This window comes from Mesorhizobium sp. M0761 (assembly GCF_040320205.1).
Lineage (GTDB): Bacteria > Pseudomonadota > Alphaproteobacteria > Rhizobiales > Rhizobiaceae > Mesorhizobium.
This window is the reverse complement of the sequence record NZ_JAMYPF010000011.1, coordinates 36378-52285: the sequence shown is the minus strand read 5'-3', so window position 1 is coordinate 52285 and position 15908 is coordinate 36378. Positions and strand designations below refer to the sequence as shown.

Below are 15908 nucleotides of genomic sequence, written 5' to 3'. Positions count from 1 at the left end.
CAGAACGCCATCATAGCGCTACTTCACGCCAATACCTGCCGTCAGGCCGCCATCGATCCTGTAGTCCGCGCCGGTGCAGAAGCCGGCCTTCGACGAGCACAGGAAGGCGATGAGTTCCGCCACTTCCTCCGGTTCGCCGATACGGCCGAGCGGATGCGCCGCGCCGAAGCGCTTGTAGGCCTCTTCGACATCGGCATCGCTGCCGCCGTCACCGCGCGCAGCCTTCTCCAGGATCGGCGTGCGGATCGAGCCCGGGCTGACCGAATTGACGCGGATGCCTGATGCCGCGTAGTCGAGCGCCAGCGAGCGCGTCAGCGTGTGGATGGCCCCTTTGGTCGTGGCATAGGCGGCAACGTTCTGCTGGCAGGCAAAGCCCTGCACCGAGGCGACATTGACGATGGCGCCGCCGCCGCGCTTGATCATTTCGGGGATGCCGAAATGCGCGGTCAGGTAGATCGAGCCGACATTGACCGTCATCGTTCGGTTCCAGGTTTCCCAGTCGGTGGTCGTCGCCGTGCCATAGGGATGGACGGCGGCTGAATTGACGATGACATCCAGGCCGCCGAACTTCGCGACGCCAGCCGCGACCGCGTCGCGCACCTGATCGGAAACGGCGACGTCGGTGTCGATGACCAGCGCTGCTGCTCCAGTGCTTTCCAGTTGCGCTTTCAATGACGCGTTGGCGGCGCGGTCGATGCCGCAGGCGATGATTGCGGCGCCACTGGCTGCAAGGCGTGTGGCGGTTGCCAGGCCGATTCCGGTCGTCCCGGTCACCAGGGCGACCTTGCCGTCGAAATCCATCATTTCTAAAAACTCCTCCATTTTCTATCGACTCCCATCGGGGTCCAACAATAAGTTGCCAACCTCTCGCAGAAGGAAAGCCGAAAATGGAACAATGCTGGCGCTGGTATGGGCCCGATGATCCGGTGACGCTCGATCATGTCAAGCAGGCGGGCGCCACCGGCGTGGTCTCGGCGCTCCACCATATCTATGACGGCCGGGCGTGGCCTGAGGCCGAAGTGCTGGAGCGCAAGCGCATTATCCAGGAAGCAGGACTGACCTGGTCGGTCGTCGAGAGCATTCCGGTCCACAATTCCTTCAAGATCGGCGCGCAGGAACGCGAGCGCTATGCCGGCTATTACCGCGATTCGATCCGCGCGCTGGCCAAGGCCGGCATCGCCACGATCTGCTACAATTTCATGCCGGTGGTGGACTGGACCCGCACCGATCTAGCCTACCGTCTCCCGACGACAGGCTACGCCCTGCGTTTTGATGCCGTTGATTTCGCCGCCTACGATCTGTTCGTGCTGAAGCGCAAGAACGGTGCTGACAGCTATACGCCGGCGCGTATTGCGCAAGCGGAAGCGCGGCTGAAGGAATTGTCGCCAGAGAAGATGGACCAGATCGAGCGCAATCTGATTGCCGGCCTGCCGGCTACAGAGCGCAAGTATGACCGCGACAGTTTTCGCCAGGCGCTTGCGGACTATGACGGAATCGGGCCGAAGGAGTTGCGCGGCAACCTCGCGTGGTTCCTGCGCGAGATCATTCCGGTGGCGGAAGAGGAGGGGGTGCGCATGTGTATCCACCCCGACGATCCGCCGTTTTCGCTCTACGGCCTGCCGCGCGTCGTTTCGACCGCCGAGGATGCGCGTTTCATTCTCAATGCCGTCGACAGCCAGGCCAATGGGCTGACGTTCTGCACCGGGTCCTACGGCACGCGCGCCGACAACGACATCGTCGCCATGGTCAAGGAATTCGCCGACCGCATCCACTTCGCCCATTTGCGCAACATCACCATCGAGGATGACGGCTCGTTCTACGAGGCCGAGCATCTCGAAGGCGGCACCGACATGGCGCATGTCATCCTGGCGCTGATGCAGGAGGAGGCGCGCCGCCGCAAGGAGGGCCGCGCCGACTGGCAAATCCCGATGCGGCCGGACCATGGCCACCTGCTCGCCGACGATATCGGCAAGACAAGGATCAATCCCGGCTACTCGCTGATCGGCCGCCTGAAGGGCTTGGCCGAATTGCGCGGCATCATGCGGGCCGTGGAAACGTTTGGGCTGGCTTGAAGGGGCAACGACTGCGTTCAATGCCGACGCCGGCTCAGCGTGCGTCGCTGTAGATAATGCGGCCGGCGCGGACGCAAGACACCTCCGATTGCCAGGTTGACAGAAAGCTGACAATGTATCATATCCGGAAAAGCTGACTATGTATCATATTATCTAGCGCTAGGAGAAAGACCGGCAAAGCCGGCGCCCCAGGGAGGCATCGTGGGAGAGGCTATCAGCCAGTGGAGCAATTGGTCGGGCTATGTCACGGCCACGCCGCAGGCTTTTGCCGAACCGCAGAGTCTCGATGAGCTGAGTGGTGCCATTCGCAACTCGCCGGGACCAGTTCGATTTGCCGGCACGGGCCATTCCTTTACGCCGCTGGTCAAGAATGACGGCACCATCCTGTCGCTCGACCGCTTCGAGGGCCTGAGGTCGCACGATCCCGAAAAACTGACGGCGCGGGTCGGCGCCGGCACCAAGATCGGCGCGCTGGCAAAGCTGTTGCACGGCGTCGGCCAGGCGCTGCCGAACATGGGCGACATCGACAAGCAGGCGTTCGGCGGGGCGCTGGGCACCGCCACCCACGGCTCGGGCATCACGCTCGGCGCTTACCATACCCAGCTCGAGGCGATGCAGATCGTCGACGGGCGTGGCGCCGTGAAAGAGTTCGACCGTGCCAAGAGCCCCGACATGATCGAAGCCATGGGCGCTTCGCTCGGCGCTTTCGGCGCCGTCACCGAAGTGACGATCCGCAACGTGGCGAGTTACCGGATGCGGCACCGCCGCTGGACGGCGCCGATCGCCGATGTGCTTGCGCAATTCGAAAGCACCATGACGGCGCATCGTTCGGCCGAGTTCTACTATGTGCCGTTTTCCGGCCAGGCGCTGCTGATTGCCAGCGACATCACCGAGGCGCCGGCGACGGTGCGTCCGCCGACGGAAGACGACGATGCGGTGACGACGCTGAGAAAACTGCGCGACTATCTCAGCTGGCTCCCTTGGCTGCGCCGCCGTCTCATCGGCTCGGCCTTCGCCAAGGTGCCGGCCGAGGATTATGTCGAGGAGTGGCTGAAGGTCTTCACCTCCGAGCGCAACGTCAAGTTCAACGAGATGGAATACCACCTGCCGTTCGAGGAAGGGGCGGCCGCACTCAGCGAAATCATTGCGCTGCTCGAGACGCGGTTTCCAGAGGTCTATTTTCCGATGGAGGTGCGCGTCGTCGCGCCCGACAATGTCTGGCTCAGCCCCTTCTACAAGCGCCCAACCTGTTCCATCGCCATCCATCACGGCGTCGAGCGCGATCCGATGGCGTTCTTCAACGCCGCCGAGCCGATCTTCAGGAAGCGCGGCGGCCGCCCGCATTGGGGCAAGATGCACAGCCTGACATCAAGGGAATTGAGCGCGCTCTATCCGCGCTGGAACGATGCGATGGCGGTCCGCCGCGAGATGGACCCGGACAACCGCTTCGTGTCGCCCTATATTGCCAGGCTGCTCGGCGTCGCGGCATGAGCCTGACCGACACCTATTTCGCGGAAATGTCGGGCGCGCTCAGGGCAGCCGGGATCTTTCAGCCTTGCCTGGTGCTCGATCTCGACCGGCTCGATCACAACATCGCTGCGATCAAGGCGAAGTTCGCCACGGGCCTCGATCTGCGCCTCGTCGACAAGTCGCTGCCATGCCTGCCGCTGATCGACTATATCCGCGCGGCGTTTGCGACCGACAGGCTGATGACCTTTCATCTGCCGATCAGCGCCGAGATGCTGAAAATGTTTCCCCAAGTCGATCTCCTGTTGGGCAAGCCGATGCCGGTTGCCGGCGCCAGGCACGCGCTGACCAATGGCGTACTCGCCGGGCTCGGCGAAGCTACGTCGCGCATCGTCTGGCTGATCGATACCGAGGAGCGGCTGGCCGCCTATGGCTCGCTTGCCGCCGAGCTCGACCGCGAGCTGCGCGTCTGCTTCGAGGTCGATGTCGGCCTTCATCGCGGCGGTATCAGCGATCCCGACTCACTGGCCCGGGCAGTTTCCGCGTTGGCGAATTACCCGCGGCTGAAATGCGAAGGCGTCATGGCCTACGAGGCGCATATCGGCCATATCCCCAAACTGCTGGGAGGACCGGCCAAGGCGCGCGTCAAGGCGATCAGCCTGTTTCGCCAGTATGTCGCTTGCCTTGCCGCCGACCAGCGCAAGATCCTCAATCTTGGCGGCAGCAGCACCGCATTGCTCTATGACAGCTGGGTCGGCGCCAATGAATTGTCCATCGGATCGGCTTTTATGCTGCCGACCGATTTCGATGTGCCGAGCCTCAGCCAATTGTGGCCTGCCGCATTCATCGCGACGCCGATCCTGAAAGTGGTCGATGTCCAGGCGCCGGGCCTCGACCAGCGCTCCTGGCTGCTGCAGAAGCTCGGGCTGTTGCCGCGGCGCGGCTGTTTTCTCTATGGCGGAAAATGGATGGCGAAGCCCGTCCATCCCGTGGGGATGAAGACCGACAAGACGTTCGGCTTTTCGACCAATCAGCAATTCATGGCGCTGCCCGACAACGTCAATGTCGGGCCTGACGACTACGCCTTCCTGCGTCCGACGCAGAGCGAATTCGTGCTACAGCAGTTCGGTTCGATCCAGGTCTATTCCGGCGGGAAATTCGTCGAGCAATGGGCCGCACTGCCGTTTTCGTAGAGCAATTCCAGGAAAAGTGTGAAGCGGTTTTCCCACAGGAATTGCGTCAAACAAAGAGATCGAAGTGGAGGAGGATAGGATGGTTGCCAAGGCAGTCAAAACCCAGCCCGTGCAGCCTGAATGGGCAGCCGAACTCGACCTCGCGCTCACCGATCTCGACGCCAGGAAGGACGACTGGGCGCAGACCTCGAATGGCGAGCGGATCGCCTTGCTGCGGCAGGTCAAGGATCACATCCGCGAGGTCGCCGAGGCGTGGGTCAAAACCGCGACGCGCAAGAAGGGCATCCCGACCGGCTCGCCGCTGGAAGGTGAGGAATGGCTGGCTGGCCCGGCGGCGCTGATGGATGGCTGCAACCAGTTCATCCACACGCTGAGCCTGATGGAGGGCAAGAAGTTCCTCGACAGACTGCCGGTCCGCACCTTGCCCAGCGGACAGGTGGCGGTGACGGTGGTTCCGAATTCGCTCTGGGACAAGGTGTTGTTCACCGGGCTGAAGGCCGAGATCTGGATGCAGCCCGGCGTGACCAAGGCGAACCTGGCCGCAAACACCGCATCGGCCTATGACGCGCCGCGCACCAGCCGCAAGGGCAAGATCGGCCTCGTGCTCGGCGCCGGCAATGTCGCCTCGATCGCGCCGCTCGACTGCCTGCACAAGCTTTTGGTCGAGCACCAGGTGGTTCTGCTCAAGATGAACCCGGTCAACGACTATCTGATCGATTTCCTGCGGCCGGCGCTGCGGCCGCTGATCGAATTCGGTGCGCTGCGCATCGTGCGCGGCGGCGCCGATGTCGGCGCGTATCTGTGCAACCACGATCTCGTCGACGACATCCACATCACCGGTGCCGCCGCTTCGCATGACGCGATCGTCTGGGGGCCTGGCGAGGAGGGCCGCAAGAACAAGGCGGCGGGCACGCCGCGCAACAGCCGGCGTATCACCTCGGAGCTTGGCGGCGTGGCGCCGACCATCGTGGTGCCCGGCCCATGGTCGAATGCTGACATCGCCTACCATGCCGAACTGATCGCCACACAGAAGCTCAACAATTCCGGTTTCAACTGTATCGCCTGCCAAATGCTCGTGTTGCCCGAAGGCTGGGACAAATCCGACGCGCTTCTGGCGGCCCTCGAAAAGGTGATGCAGAAAGCCCCGTCGCGCCCGGCCTATTATCCCGGCGCGACCGAGCGCCTCGCCGCCTTCGAGGCGCATGCCGACAGCGTACAGAAATTCGAGCGGCCCGGCGGGCCGGCCTGCGTGGTGGTGCCGTTCCGGCCGGGCACGGATACCTATCTCGAAAATACCGAGGTGTTCGCGCCGGCGCTCAGCGTCATGCGGCTGCCGGCGGGCAATGCGGAATCCTATCTGCGCGCCGCTGTCGCCTACGCCAATGAAAAGCTGCACGGCACGCTTGCCGCCAACATCCTCATCCATCCCAGGACGATCGCCGAGATCGGCCGGCAGCGCTTCGAGGAAATCATTGCAGAACTGCGCTATGGCGGCATCGGCATCAATTCCTGGAGCGGCGTTCTGTTCGCGCTGCTGCGCCCGACCTGGGGTGCTTTCCCTGGCCACACGCTCGACGACGTGCAGAGCGGCATCGGCGTCGTCCACAACACCTATTTGTTCGACAGACCGGAACGCAGCGTGCTCGAAGCGCCGTTCCGCATCATGCCGAAGCCGGCCTGGTTCCTGACCCACAAAAGGGCACACATGGTCGGCCGCCTGATCACCGAGTTCAACTACCAGCCGAGCCTCCTGAAGCTGCCGCGCATCATCTGGAACGCGCTGCGCGGCTAGCAACGAGCATCCGATCTCGAAAACAAAAGCCGGCACAGGAGCTACGACAATGGCTGACGCGGACGCAATCATCGTTGGCGGCGGGCTGGCCGGCCTGGCCGCAGCCGCGGAACTCGGCGATGCCGGAAAGCGCGTGATCATCGTCGAGCAAGAGGGTGGCGGTTTTCTCGGCGGCCAGGCATTCTGGTCGCTCGGCGGCCTGTTTTTGGTCAACACGCCCGAACAGCGCCGCCTGCGCATCAAGGACAGCCGCGACCTCGCCTGGCAGGATTGGCTGGGTTCTGCCCAGTTCGACCGGCCCGAGGACCATTGGCCAAGGAAAGTGGCGGAAGCCTATGTCGATTTCGCCGCCGGCGAGATGCGGCCGTGGCTCTACGCCATGGGCATGCGCTGGTGGCCGGTGGTCGGCTGGGCCGAGCGCGGCGGCGCGCTGGCCAATGGCCACGGCAATTCAGTGCCGCGCTTCCACCTGACATGGGGCACTGGGCCGGGCGTGGTCGCGCCGTTCGAAAGGCGCGTGCGCGAGCACGTCGCCAAAGGGCTGATCACTTTGAAATTCCGTCATCAGGTCAGCCGGCTGATCAAGACCAACGGCGCGGTCACCGGCGTCGCGGGCGAAATCCTGGAGGCATCCGATGTCGAGCGCGGCAAGCAGTCGAGCCGCACGGCCGTCGGCGATTTCGACCTTTCGGCCGGTGTCGTGATCGTCACCTCCGGCGGCATCGGCGGCAATCATGAGTTGGTTCGCAAGGTCTGGCCGGTCCGGCGGCTGGGGCCAGCGCCGAAGCGTATGGTTGCCGGCGTGCCGCACCATGTCGACGGCCGCATGGTGGCGATCACCCAGGACGCCGGCGGGGCCGTCATCAACGCCGACCGCATGTGGCACTATGTCGAGGGGATCAAGAACTGGAATCCGATCTGGCCGAACCACGGCATCCGCATCCTGTCGGCGCCGTCGCCGCTATGGTTCGATGCTCTGGGACAACGCATGGAGGCGCCGTTCTTCCCGAGCTTCGATTCGCTCGGCACCTTGAAGCGTATCCTGTCGACGGGACACGATTATTCCTGGTTCGTGCTGAGCAAGACGATCGCTTCGAAGGAGTTCGTGCTGTCGGGTTCGGAGCAAAACCTAGACTTTACGGCCAAGGATTGGCGGGCCGTGCTGAAGAACCGGCGCGGCGGCAAGGCACCACCATCGGTGGCAGCGTTCCTGGAAAAGGGCGAGGACTTCGTCGTCCGCGACAACCTGGCCGACTTGATCGCCGGCATGAACGCGCTGTCAGGCGACAATCTGCTCGACTACGACCGGCTCAAGGCGCAGATCGTGGCGCGCGATCGCGAGGTCGACCATGCCTATACCAAGGATGCGCAGGTCACAGCCGTCCGCGGCGCCCGCAGCTACGTTGGCGACAAGATCTTCCGGGTGACCAAGCCGCACAAGATACTCGATCCCAGGCACGGGCCGCTGATCGCGGTGCGCCTCAACATCCTGACGCGCAAAACGCTTGGCGGCCTGCACACCAATCTCAATTCGCAGGTTCTCGACGGCAATGGCGAACCCATTGCCGGGCTCTATGCGGCAGGCGAGGTGGCCGGCGGCGGTGGCGGCGGCTATCACGGCTACAATGCGCTGGAAGGGACATTTCTCGGCAGCTGCATCTTCTCCGGCAGGAACGCAGGCCGGCACGCCGCGGGCAGGTGACGCGGCTGGCGGGCCAAGAAAAGGTCGATGAGAACAGGACATCCGCCATGTTCCATGGATAGCGACTGCTTTCGATCGCTTGCGGCAACCCAGGCGGTCAGCGAGTTGCGGCTTGCCGGCGCCGACGGTTCCCATGCGCTGGTGCTCGGCGCTGCGGCCCATCAGAGGCCTGCGTTACGCTGGCGCCACCGCGAAATCGAACCCGAGGTCCTGAAGGCCTGGCCGCAAGGTCGGCCGAGCTACCACTCGGCGAAGGAGCCGTCCTTGTGACGCCAGACCGGGTTGCGCCAGCGGTGGCCTTCCTTGGCGCGTTCCTTGACGTAGTCCTCGTCGATTTCGACGCCGAGGCCGGGACCATCGGGGATTGCGACATAGCCATCCTCGTAGCGGAAGACGTCCTTGTTGGCGGCATAGTCGAGCAAATCGTTTGCGGCGTTGTAGTGGATGCCGAGGCTCTGTTCCTGGATGAAGCAGTTGTAGCTGACGGCATCGAGCTGCAGGCAGGCGGCGAGCGCGATCGGGCCGAGCGGGCAGTGGGGCGCCACCGCAATGTCATAGGCCTCGGCCATCGCTGCGATCTTGCGGCATTCGGTGATGCCGCCGGCATGCGACAGGTCCGGCTGGATGATGTCGACGGCGCCTTGTTCGAACACCGATTTGAAATCCCAGCGGCTGTAGAGCCTCTCGCCGAGTGCGATCGGCGTCGAGCCGAGGGCGGCGATCTCCTTCAGCGCCTCGCGATTTTCGCTCAGCACCGGCTCCTCGATGAACATCAGCCGGTAGGGTTCCAACTCCTTGACCAGCATGCGCGCCATCGGCCGGTGGACGCGGCCGTGGAAATCGACGGCGATGCCAATGTTGGACCCAACGGCCTCGCGCACCATGGCGACTCGTTCGACAGCCGCATCTATTCTGTCATGGCTGTCGACGATCTGCAGTTCCTCGGTGCCATTCATCTTCAGCGCCTGAAAACCGCGCGCCACCAGTTCCCTGGCGCCATCAGCCACTTCCGCCGGCCGGTCGCCGCCGATCCAGGAATAGACCTTGATGCTGTCGCGCAGCTTGCCGCCGAGCAGTTCGTGCACAGGCACGCCGAGCGCCTTGCCCTTGATGTCCCACAGCGCCTGGTCGATGCCGGCAATGGCGCTCATCAGGATCGGCCCGCCGCGGTAGAAGCCGCCGCGATGCATCACCGTCCAATGGTCCTCGATCAGGCGCGGGTCCTTGCCGATCAGATAATCGCCAAGTTCCTTGACCGCTGCCTCGACCGTCAGCGCACGGCCTTCGACCACAGGCTCGCCCCAGCCGGTAACGCCGGCATCAGTCTCGATCTTCAGGAACAGCCAGCGCGGCGGGACGATGTAGGTGGTGAGCGAGATGATTTTCATGCTGGTCTCAGTTGTTCTTGAGTTTCTTGGCGCTGACCAGGTCGCGCGCCGCAAGGTCGAGGATCCGGCCTGCCGCCGCACGCGCCGCCGCGGCATCGCGCATGCGCAGCGCCTCGACCACCTCACGGTGCGCCGCCACCGCTTCCATGCGCCGGGCGAGCGAAATGGTCGCCGTTGCTTCGAGCGAGAATTTCAGCCCGGTGTCGATCAGATTGCCGATCTGGCGGAAGATCGGGTTGTGGCTCGCGGCATAGACGATCTGGTGGAAGGTGATGTCCGAGCGCGAGAAGGCGGCGAGATCCTCGCCGGCATTGGCCATGCCGCGCCAGGCGGCTTCGAGATCGGCGATCTCCTGCAGCGTCGCACGAGTCGCCGCCAGTTCAGCTACCAGAGGTTCGATGGCGCGGCGCGTTTCGAGGATGGCGTCGAACAATTTGTCGTCCAGCGCATGCGGCGCGTGCCAGGCCAGCACCTGCGGGTCGATGATGTTCCAGTTGTCCTGTTCACATACAACCGTGCCGATGCGCGGTCGCGACAGCACCAGCCCCTTGGCGGCCAGCACCTTCAGCGCCTCGCGGATGACGGTGCGGCTGACGCCATATTCGACGCCGAGTTCGTTTTCGGTCGGCAGGGACGAGCCGGCGGGATAGCGTCCGGAAAAGATGTCTGAGGCAAGCGCCTTGGTCACATCGGGCATGACGCGCGGGCGGCGGGTGTCGCCTGATGCCTTCTTCGAAGTTTCGGTCACCTCAGCCCTCCTCCAAGGCGGCGAAACCACTGATCTCGCGTCCCCGGCCTTACCGGATGCGGATGATTTGCGCCAGCGATCCCTGGTCAGAGCATGTAGCTCAATTATCATACCAGATCAATTGACGAGTATGATAAAAAGAATTAGAGACTCTGCATCCGGGCTGAGCGCCCGGCCATCGCTGGGAGGTAATCATGCGACTTCTGAAGACCGCGCTCGTCGCGGGCGCCCTTGCCGTGCTGTCCGTCACGACCATCGCAGCATATGCTCAGGACACCAAGATAGGTTTTATCGTCAAACAGCCCGAGGAGCCGTGGTTCCAGGACGAATGGAAGTTCGCCGACCAGGCCGCCAAGGAGAAGGGTTTTACCCTGGTCAAGATCGGCGCCGAGGACGGTGAGAAGCTGATGTCGGCGATCGACAATCTCGGCGCGCAGGGCGCGCAAGGCTTCATCGTCTGCACACCTGATGTGAAACTCGGCCCCGGCATCGTCGCCAAGGCCGCCGCAAACAATCTCAAGCTGATGACCGTTGACGACCGTCTGGTCGGCGCAGACGGCAAGGCGCTGGAAGACGTGCCGCATATGGGCATTTCGGCGACCAAGATCGGCGAGGCCGTCGGCCAGGCGATCGTCGACGAAATGAAGGCGCGCGGCTGGAAGGCCGACGAGGTCGGCGCCATCCGCGTCTCCTATGATCAGTTGCCGACCGCCGTCGACCGGGTCGAAGGCGCCATTTCGGTGCTGAAGGCCAACGGCTTCAAGGCCGAAAACATCTTTGACGCGCCGCAGGCCAAGACCGATACCGAGGCTGCGCTCAATGCGGCGACGGTGGTACTCAACGCCCATGCCGACATCAAGAAGTGGGTCTCCTTCGGCCTCAACGACGAAGCCGTGCTCGGCGCCGTGCGCGCTTCCGAAAGCGTCGGCATCCCGGCCGAAAACGTGATCGGCGTCGGCATTGGCGGCGCGGATTCGGCGATCAACGAGTTCAAGAAGCCGACCGCCACCGGCTTCGTCGGCACGGTGATCATCTCGCCGAAGCGTCACGGCTACGAGACTGCGCTCAACATGTATGACTGGGTCGCCAACAACAAGGAACCCGAGAAGCTCATCCTGACCGCCGGTGCGCTGGCCAAGCGCGACGACTACCAGACGGTCCGCAAGGGTCTCGGCATCGAATAATCCTCCCTGTACAAACAGGCGGCGGCTCACAGTCGCCGCCTGTTTGGCATGGCAAAAGGATAGGCGCCCCATGTCCTTTCTCGACTTCTCGGAAATCACCAAGACCTATCCGGGCGTCAAGGCGCTGTCGGACGTCTCGTTCGGCGTCGACAAGGGCGCCGTGCACGGCCTGATGGGCGAGAACGGCGCCGGCAAATCCACGCTGATCAAGATCCTGTCCGGCGACCAGCATGCCGATGACGGCGAGATCCTCATCGACGGCAAGATGCAAGCCTATGCAACGACGCGAGATGCCTTCGACAATGGCGTCATCGTCATCCACCAGGAACTGCAGCTGGTTCCTGAGCTCACTGTTGCCGAAAACCTCAGCCTCGGCCGCTTCCCCGCCAACGCCGGCATCATCGCCCGTGCCAGGATGCTAGACGGTGTTGGCGCCAAGCTGAAATCAGCCGGCATCGACATCGATATCAGCCGCAAGGTCAAGACGCTGTCGATCGGCGAGCGCCAGATGGTCGAGATCGCCAAGGCGATCATGCTCGACGCGCGCGTCATCGCTCTGGACGAGCCGACCTCGTCATTGTCGTCGCGCGAAAGCGAAATCCTGTTTGCGCTGATCGACCGCCTGCGCGGCGAGGGCAAGGTCATCATCTATGTCTCGCACCGGCTGGACGAAGTGTTCCGCCTCTGCGACAGCCTGACCGTGCTGCGCGACGGCAAGCTCGCGGCGCACCATGCGTCGCTGAAAAACGTCACACGCGACCAGGTCGTCGCCGAAATGGTCGGCCGCGAAATCTCCGATATCTGGGGGTTTCGCCCACGCCCGGCCGGCGATGTCCGGCTGAAGGTCGACGCTGTTTCCGGAGTAAAACTGACGACGCCTGCCAGCTTCGAGGCAAGGGCCGGCGAGATCGTCGGCTTCTTCGGCCTGATCGGCGCGGGGCGCTCGGAACTGATGCGGCTGGTCTTCGGCGCCGACCGGCGCTCAGGCGGCACCATCAGCGTCGACGGCAAGGTCGTTCATGCCACCGATCCCCATGACGCGATCCGCGCCGGCATCGTTTTGTGCTCGGAAGACCGCAAGCATGACGGCATCATCCAGGGCCGCTCGATCGAGGAGAACATCAACATCTCGTCGCGGCGTCATCACACGCGCTTCGGGATCCTGAACCGCGCCAGCGAGATCGCCACCGCCGAGACCTTCATCAAGAAGCTCAAGGTGCGCACGCCGTCGCGCAAGCAGGACATCATCAACCTCTCCGGTGGCAACCAGCAGAAGGTCATTCTCGGCCGCTGGCTGTCGGAGCAGGGCGTGCGCGTGCTTATCGTCGACGAGCCGACACGCGGTATCGATGTTGGCGCCAAAGCGGAAATCTACGAGTTGCTCTACCAGCTTGCCGAAGACGGCATGGCGATCGTCGTCGTCTCGTCCGAACTGCCGGAAGCGATGGGCATTTGCGACCGCATCCTGGTGATGTGCGGCGGGCGCATCAGCGCCGAACTCGCCCGCGACCAGTTCGCCGAAAAAGCGATCCTGGCCGCTGCTCTTCCCGATCAGAAAACCCCCGACGCGATCGCATCCTGAGGATCTTTACCATGACCGATCAGTTGAAGAAGATCCTGCTCGGCGAACAGGGCCTCGTCGTCATCTTCATCGTCGCCTTCGTGCTGGTGTCGCTGCTGGTGCCGAACTTCCTCACCGACCGCAACATGCTCGGCCTGCTGCAGTCGGTGGTCACCGTCGGCATTGTCGCCTGTACGATGATGTTCTGCCTTGCCGCGCGTGACTTCGACCTCTCGGTCGGCTCCATCGTCGCCTTTGCCGGCATGGTCGCGGTAATGGCGTCGAACTATACCGGTTCGATCCTGCTCGGGCTTCTCGCGGCAATCGCCTGCGGCGCCTTCGTCGGCTTCATCAATGGCGTCGTCATCGCCAAATTCCGCATCAACGCGCTGATCACGACGCTTGCCACCATGCAGATCGTGCGCGGCCTTGCGCTGATCGCATCCGATGGCCGCGCCGTCGGCATCAACAGCCCGGATTTCTACCAACTGGCGCTGTCGAAGCTGTTCGGCATTCCGACGCCGGTCTGGGTCCTGGCCGTGCTGTTCTGCATCTTCGGTTTTGTCCTCAATCGTACCGTGTTCGGCAAGAACACGCTGGCCATCGGCGGTAACCCGGAGGCTTCGCGCCTGGCCGGCGTCAATGTCGACTGGACGCGCATCTGGATCTTTGCGCTGCAAGGCGTGGTTTGCGGCATCGCCGGCATCCTTTTGGCCTCGCGCATCACGTCGGGCCAGCCCAATGCGGCGGTGGGGCTTGAACTCTCGGTCATCTCGGCCTGCGTGCTCGGCGGCGTCTCGCTTGCCGGCGGCCGCGCCACCATGTCGGGCGTCATCGTCGGCGTGCTGATCATGGGCATCGCCGAAAACGCCATGAACCTGCTCAACATCCCAGCCTTCTACCAATACATTGTGCGCGGCGTGATCCTGCTGCTTGCCGTTTTGCTCGACAATCTGCGTTCGTCGGCACTGGGCCGGCGCTGATCCGTCTTCCAGTGGAGTGACAGCCATGGCTGAGCGCCTGTCCGGCAAACGCATCTTCCTCACCGGCGCCGCGCAAGGCATCGGGCTCGCCATCGCCGAGGCCTGCCTGGCCGAAGGGGCAAAACTGTTCCTGGTCGATCGCGACGGCGCGCTGCTGGACAAAACGGTCGCCGGCCTTGCCGCACCGCAGGGCCATGTCGGACATACCGCAGCCGACATCAGCGACGGGGCCGCGATTGCCGCTGCCGTCAGCCGGGCGACCGACGCGATCGGGCCGATCAACGCGCTGATCAACAATGCGGGGATGAATGTGTTCTCGACGCCGCTCGAGGCGACCGAGGAGGAGTGGAATCGCAATTTCGACGTCAACGTCAAGGGCGCCTGGAATTGCAGCAAGGCGGTGCTGCCAGGAATGATCGCAAATGGCGGTGGCGCGATCCTCAACATCGCCTCGACGCACAGCTTCACCATCATCCCTCATACCTTCCCTTATCCCGTGGCCAAGCACGCGCTGCTTGGGCTGACCAAATCGCTGGCGCTGGAATATGCCGGGCAGGGCGTGCGCGTGAACGCGCTGGCGCCCGGTTATGTCGAGACGCAGAAGGCGACCGACTATTGGAACAGTTTTGCCGATTCGGTTGCGGCGCGCGCCAGGACGCTGGCGCTGCATCCCGGCGGCCGCATCGCCTCGGCGCGCGAGATCGCGCTGGCCGCTGTGTTCATGATTTCTGAGGAGTGCCCGTTCATGAACGCGGCGACCCTCGTCGTCGATGGCGGGCTCAGCCAGCTACAGCATCCCGCCTGAACGCTGGAGAGGCTCTATTTCTACGGCGTCGACCGCCGGCTTAATGGCGCAAGCCGTCGCGATCAGAAACGCTCGCGATAGGCGCGCGGATTGGTGCCCAGCACGCGCAAAAAACCGCGCCGCATGGTTTCTTCCGAGCCGAAACCGCAGCGGCGGGCCGTCTGGTTGACGGGCTGGCCCCGCTCCAGCATCCGTCGCGCCGCCTCGATCCGGATCTCCTCGATCGCGCGGGCGGGTGTCCGGCCCGTGGCCTCGCGATAGCGCCGCGAGAAGCTGCGCGGGCTCATATTGGCGTGGTCGGCCAACTGCGTGAGCGACAGGTCGCCGGCCAGATTTTCGAGGATCCAGCCATGCAGCCGGTCGAAGCGCCCGTCGCCTTGCTGCAGCTTGAGGGTTTGGCTGAACTGCGCCTGGCCACCGGGACGTTTCAGGAAGACCACCAATTCGCGCGCCACGGCAAGCGCCGTGTGCCGGCCAAGGTCGGCCTCGACAAGGGAGAGGGCGAGATCGATCCCCGCCGTTACGCCGGCGGATGTCCAGACATTGCCGTCGCGGATGAAGATCGGATCGGGTTCGAGGCGGACTGCGGGAAAGCGCCGGGCGAACTCCGCGCAGCGTCCCCAATGGGTCACCGCGCGGCGGCCGTCGAGCAGGCCAGCCGTCGCCAGCAGCATGGCGCCGCTGCAGACGGAAGCGGTTCGCGTGGCATCGCGCGAGCGGCTGGCAATCCATTCGACCAGCTGGGCATCGTCGCAGGCCGCGTTGACGCCCCATCCGCCGGGGACAAGCAGCGTGTCGATCTCACCTCCGTGGGTTGGCAGCGCCGTGGCCTCCAGCACCAGACCGGCCGAGGTCCTTATCCGGGGCGAGGCGGCGACGACCACGACCTCGTAGGGGGCCGGCTCGCCCGCCTGCCGCTTGAAGTCGTTGGCGCTGGCAAAGACCTGGAGCGGTCCGCTGACGTCGAGGAGCTGGATGTCGGGATAGGCAAGCACTTCGATACGGCGCATCGG

Annotated in this window: 13 protein-coding genes; 9 read left to right on the top strand and 4 right to left on the bottom strand. The window is 63.9% G+C overall.

Annotation, left to right across the window (positions count from 1 at the left end; translation table 11 throughout):
• Positions 1–18 precede the first annotated feature (18 nt).
• On the bottom strand, positions 19–804 hold the full coding sequence (locus NKI32_RS18820; protein ID WP_353003154.1) for an SDR family NAD(P)-dependent oxidoreductase: 786 nt from the start codon (positions 802–804) through the stop codon (positions 19–21).
• An 83-nt stretch (positions 805–887) separates the two neighbouring features.
• Here NKI32_RS18820 and uxuA point away from each other — a divergent pair, with 83 nt between their 5' ends.
• The 5 genes from uxuA (at position 888) to NKI32_RS18795 (ending at position 8226) form a co-directional block, all read left to right on the top strand.
• Entirely contained in the window at positions 888–2072 is a 1185-nt protein-coding gene (gene uxuA / locus NKI32_RS18815; protein WP_353003153.1) for a mannonate dehydratase, read from the top strand.
• A gap of 201 nt (positions 2073–2273) precedes the next feature.
• Positions 2274–3563, top strand: a complete 1290-nt coding sequence (locus NKI32_RS18810; protein WP_353003152.1) for a D-arabinono-1,4-lactone oxidase — start codon at positions 2274–2276, stop codon at positions 3561–3563.
• Complete coding sequence (locus tag NKI32_RS18805) at positions 3560–4732, top strand: alanine racemase (protein WP_353003151.1); 1173 nt, start codon at positions 3560–3562, stop codon at positions 4730–4732. The genes NKI32_RS18810 and NKI32_RS18805 overlap by 4 nt, the downstream gene beginning before the upstream one ends.
• 79 nt (positions 4733–4811) lie before the next feature.
• The gene (locus NKI32_RS18800; protein ID WP_353003150.1) at positions 4812–6524 is read left to right on the top strand and encodes an aldehyde dehydrogenase family protein; all 1713 of its coding nucleotides are present in this window, start codon (positions 4812–4814) and stop codon (positions 6522–6524) included.
• 49 nt (positions 6525–6573) lie between these two features.
• Positions 6574–8226: an FAD-binding dehydrogenase gene (locus NKI32_RS18795; protein WP_353003149.1), complete on the top strand. Its 1653-nt coding sequence runs from the start codon at positions 6574–6576 to the stop codon at positions 8224–8226.
• A gap of 239 nt (positions 8227–8465) precedes the next feature.
• Here NKI32_RS18795 and dgoD read toward each other — a convergent pair whose 3' ends face one another.
• Together dgoD and NKI32_RS18785 are read right to left on the bottom strand one after the other, a co-directional pair.
• Positions 8466–9614 carry a galactonate dehydratase gene (gene dgoD, locus NKI32_RS18790; protein WP_353003148.1) on the bottom strand — a complete coding sequence of 383 codons (1149 nt, stop codon included), beginning with the start codon at positions 9612–9614 and terminating at the stop codon, positions 8466–8468.
• Positions 9615–9621: 7 nt separating this feature from the next.
• Entirely contained in the window at positions 9622–10311 is a 690-nt protein-coding gene (locus NKI32_RS18785) for a FadR/GntR family transcriptional regulator (RefSeq protein ID WP_245259915.1), read from the bottom strand.
• Positions 10312–10556: 245 nt separating this feature from the next.
• On the opposite strand from NKI32_RS18785, the gene NKI32_RS18780 reads away from it, so the two are divergent.
• The 4 genes from NKI32_RS18780 to NKI32_RS18765 all read left to right on the top strand — a co-directional run bounded on the left by NKI32_RS18780 (position 10557) and on the right by NKI32_RS18765 (position 14895).
• Positions 10557–11546 (top strand): arabinose ABC transporter substrate-binding protein, encoded by a 990-nt coding sequence (locus NKI32_RS18780; protein ID WP_023668118.1) that lies wholly within the window; start codon positions 10557–10559, stop codon positions 11544–11546.
• Between the two features lie 70 nt (positions 11547–11616).
• Positions 11617–13128, top strand: a complete 1512-nt coding sequence (gene araG, locus NKI32_RS18775; RefSeq protein ID WP_353003147.1) for an L-arabinose ABC transporter ATP-binding protein AraG — start codon at positions 11617–11619, stop codon at positions 13126–13128.
• Between the two features lie 11 nt (positions 13129–13139).
• A complete protein-coding gene (gene araH, locus NKI32_RS18770; RefSeq protein WP_023687901.1) occupies positions 13140–14090 on the top strand; it encodes an L-arabinose ABC transporter permease AraH in 951 nt (316 codons plus the stop codon).
• Between the two features lie 25 nt (positions 14091–14115).
• Positions 14116–14895 carry an SDR family oxidoreductase gene (locus NKI32_RS18765; protein WP_023815855.1) on the top strand — a complete coding sequence of 260 codons (780 nt, stop codon included), beginning with the start codon at positions 14116–14118 and terminating at the stop codon, positions 14893–14895.
• Positions 14896–14957: 62 nt separating this feature from the next.
• On the opposite strand, the gene NKI32_RS18760 is transcribed toward NKI32_RS18765, so the two are convergent.
• A complete protein-coding gene (locus NKI32_RS18760; RefSeq protein WP_027050697.1) occupies positions 14958–15905 on the bottom strand; it encodes a GlxA family transcriptional regulator in 948 nt (315 codons plus the stop codon).
• Between the last annotated feature and the right edge of the window lie 3 nt (positions 15906–15908).

Bases quoted from the DNA above. Each gene is read 5' to 3' on its own strand.
- NKI32_RS18805 (WP_353003151.1), top strand. From the start codon at position 3,560: ATGAGCCTGACCGACACCTATTTCGCGGAAATGTCGGGCGCGCTCAGG.
- NKI32_RS18760 (WP_027050697.1), bottom strand. From the start codon at position 15,905: ATGCGCCGTATCGAAGTGCTTGCCTATCCCGACATCCAGCTCCTCGAC.
- NKI32_RS18785 (WP_245259915.1), bottom strand. From the start codon at position 10,311: ATGCCCGATGTGACCAAGGCGCTTGCCTCAGACATCTTTTCCGGACGC.
- NKI32_RS18820 (WP_353003154.1), bottom strand. From the start codon at position 804: ATGATGGATTTCGACGGCAAGGTCGCCCTGGTGACCGGGACGACCGGA.
- NKI32_RS18765 (WP_023815855.1), top strand. From the start codon at position 14,116: ATGGCTGAGCGCCTGTCCGGCAAACGCATCTTCCTCACCGGCGCCGCG.
- NKI32_RS18800 (WP_353003150.1), top strand. From the start codon at position 4,812: ATGGTTGCCAAGGCAGTCAAAACCCAGCCCGTGCAGCCTGAATGGGCA.
- uxuA (WP_353003153.1), top strand. From the start codon at position 888: ATGGAACAATGCTGGCGCTGGTATGGGCCCGATGATCCGGTGACGCTC.
- NKI32_RS18795 (WP_353003149.1), top strand. From the start codon at position 6,574: ATGGCTGACGCGGACGCAATCATCGTTGGCGGCGGGCTGGCCGGCCTG.
- dgoD (WP_353003148.1), bottom strand. From the start codon at position 9,614: ATGAAAATCATCTCGCTCACCACCTACATCGTCCCGCCGCGCTGGCTG.
- araH (WP_023687901.1), top strand. From the start codon at position 13,140: ATGACCGATCAGTTGAAGAAGATCCTGCTCGGCGAACAGGGCCTCGTC.
- araG (WP_353003147.1), top strand. From the start codon at position 11,617: ATGTCCTTTCTCGACTTCTCGGAAATCACCAAGACCTATCCGGGCGTC.
- NKI32_RS18780 (WP_023668118.1), top strand. From the start codon at position 10,557: ATGCGACTTCTGAAGACCGCGCTCGTCGCGGGCGCCCTTGCCGTGCTG.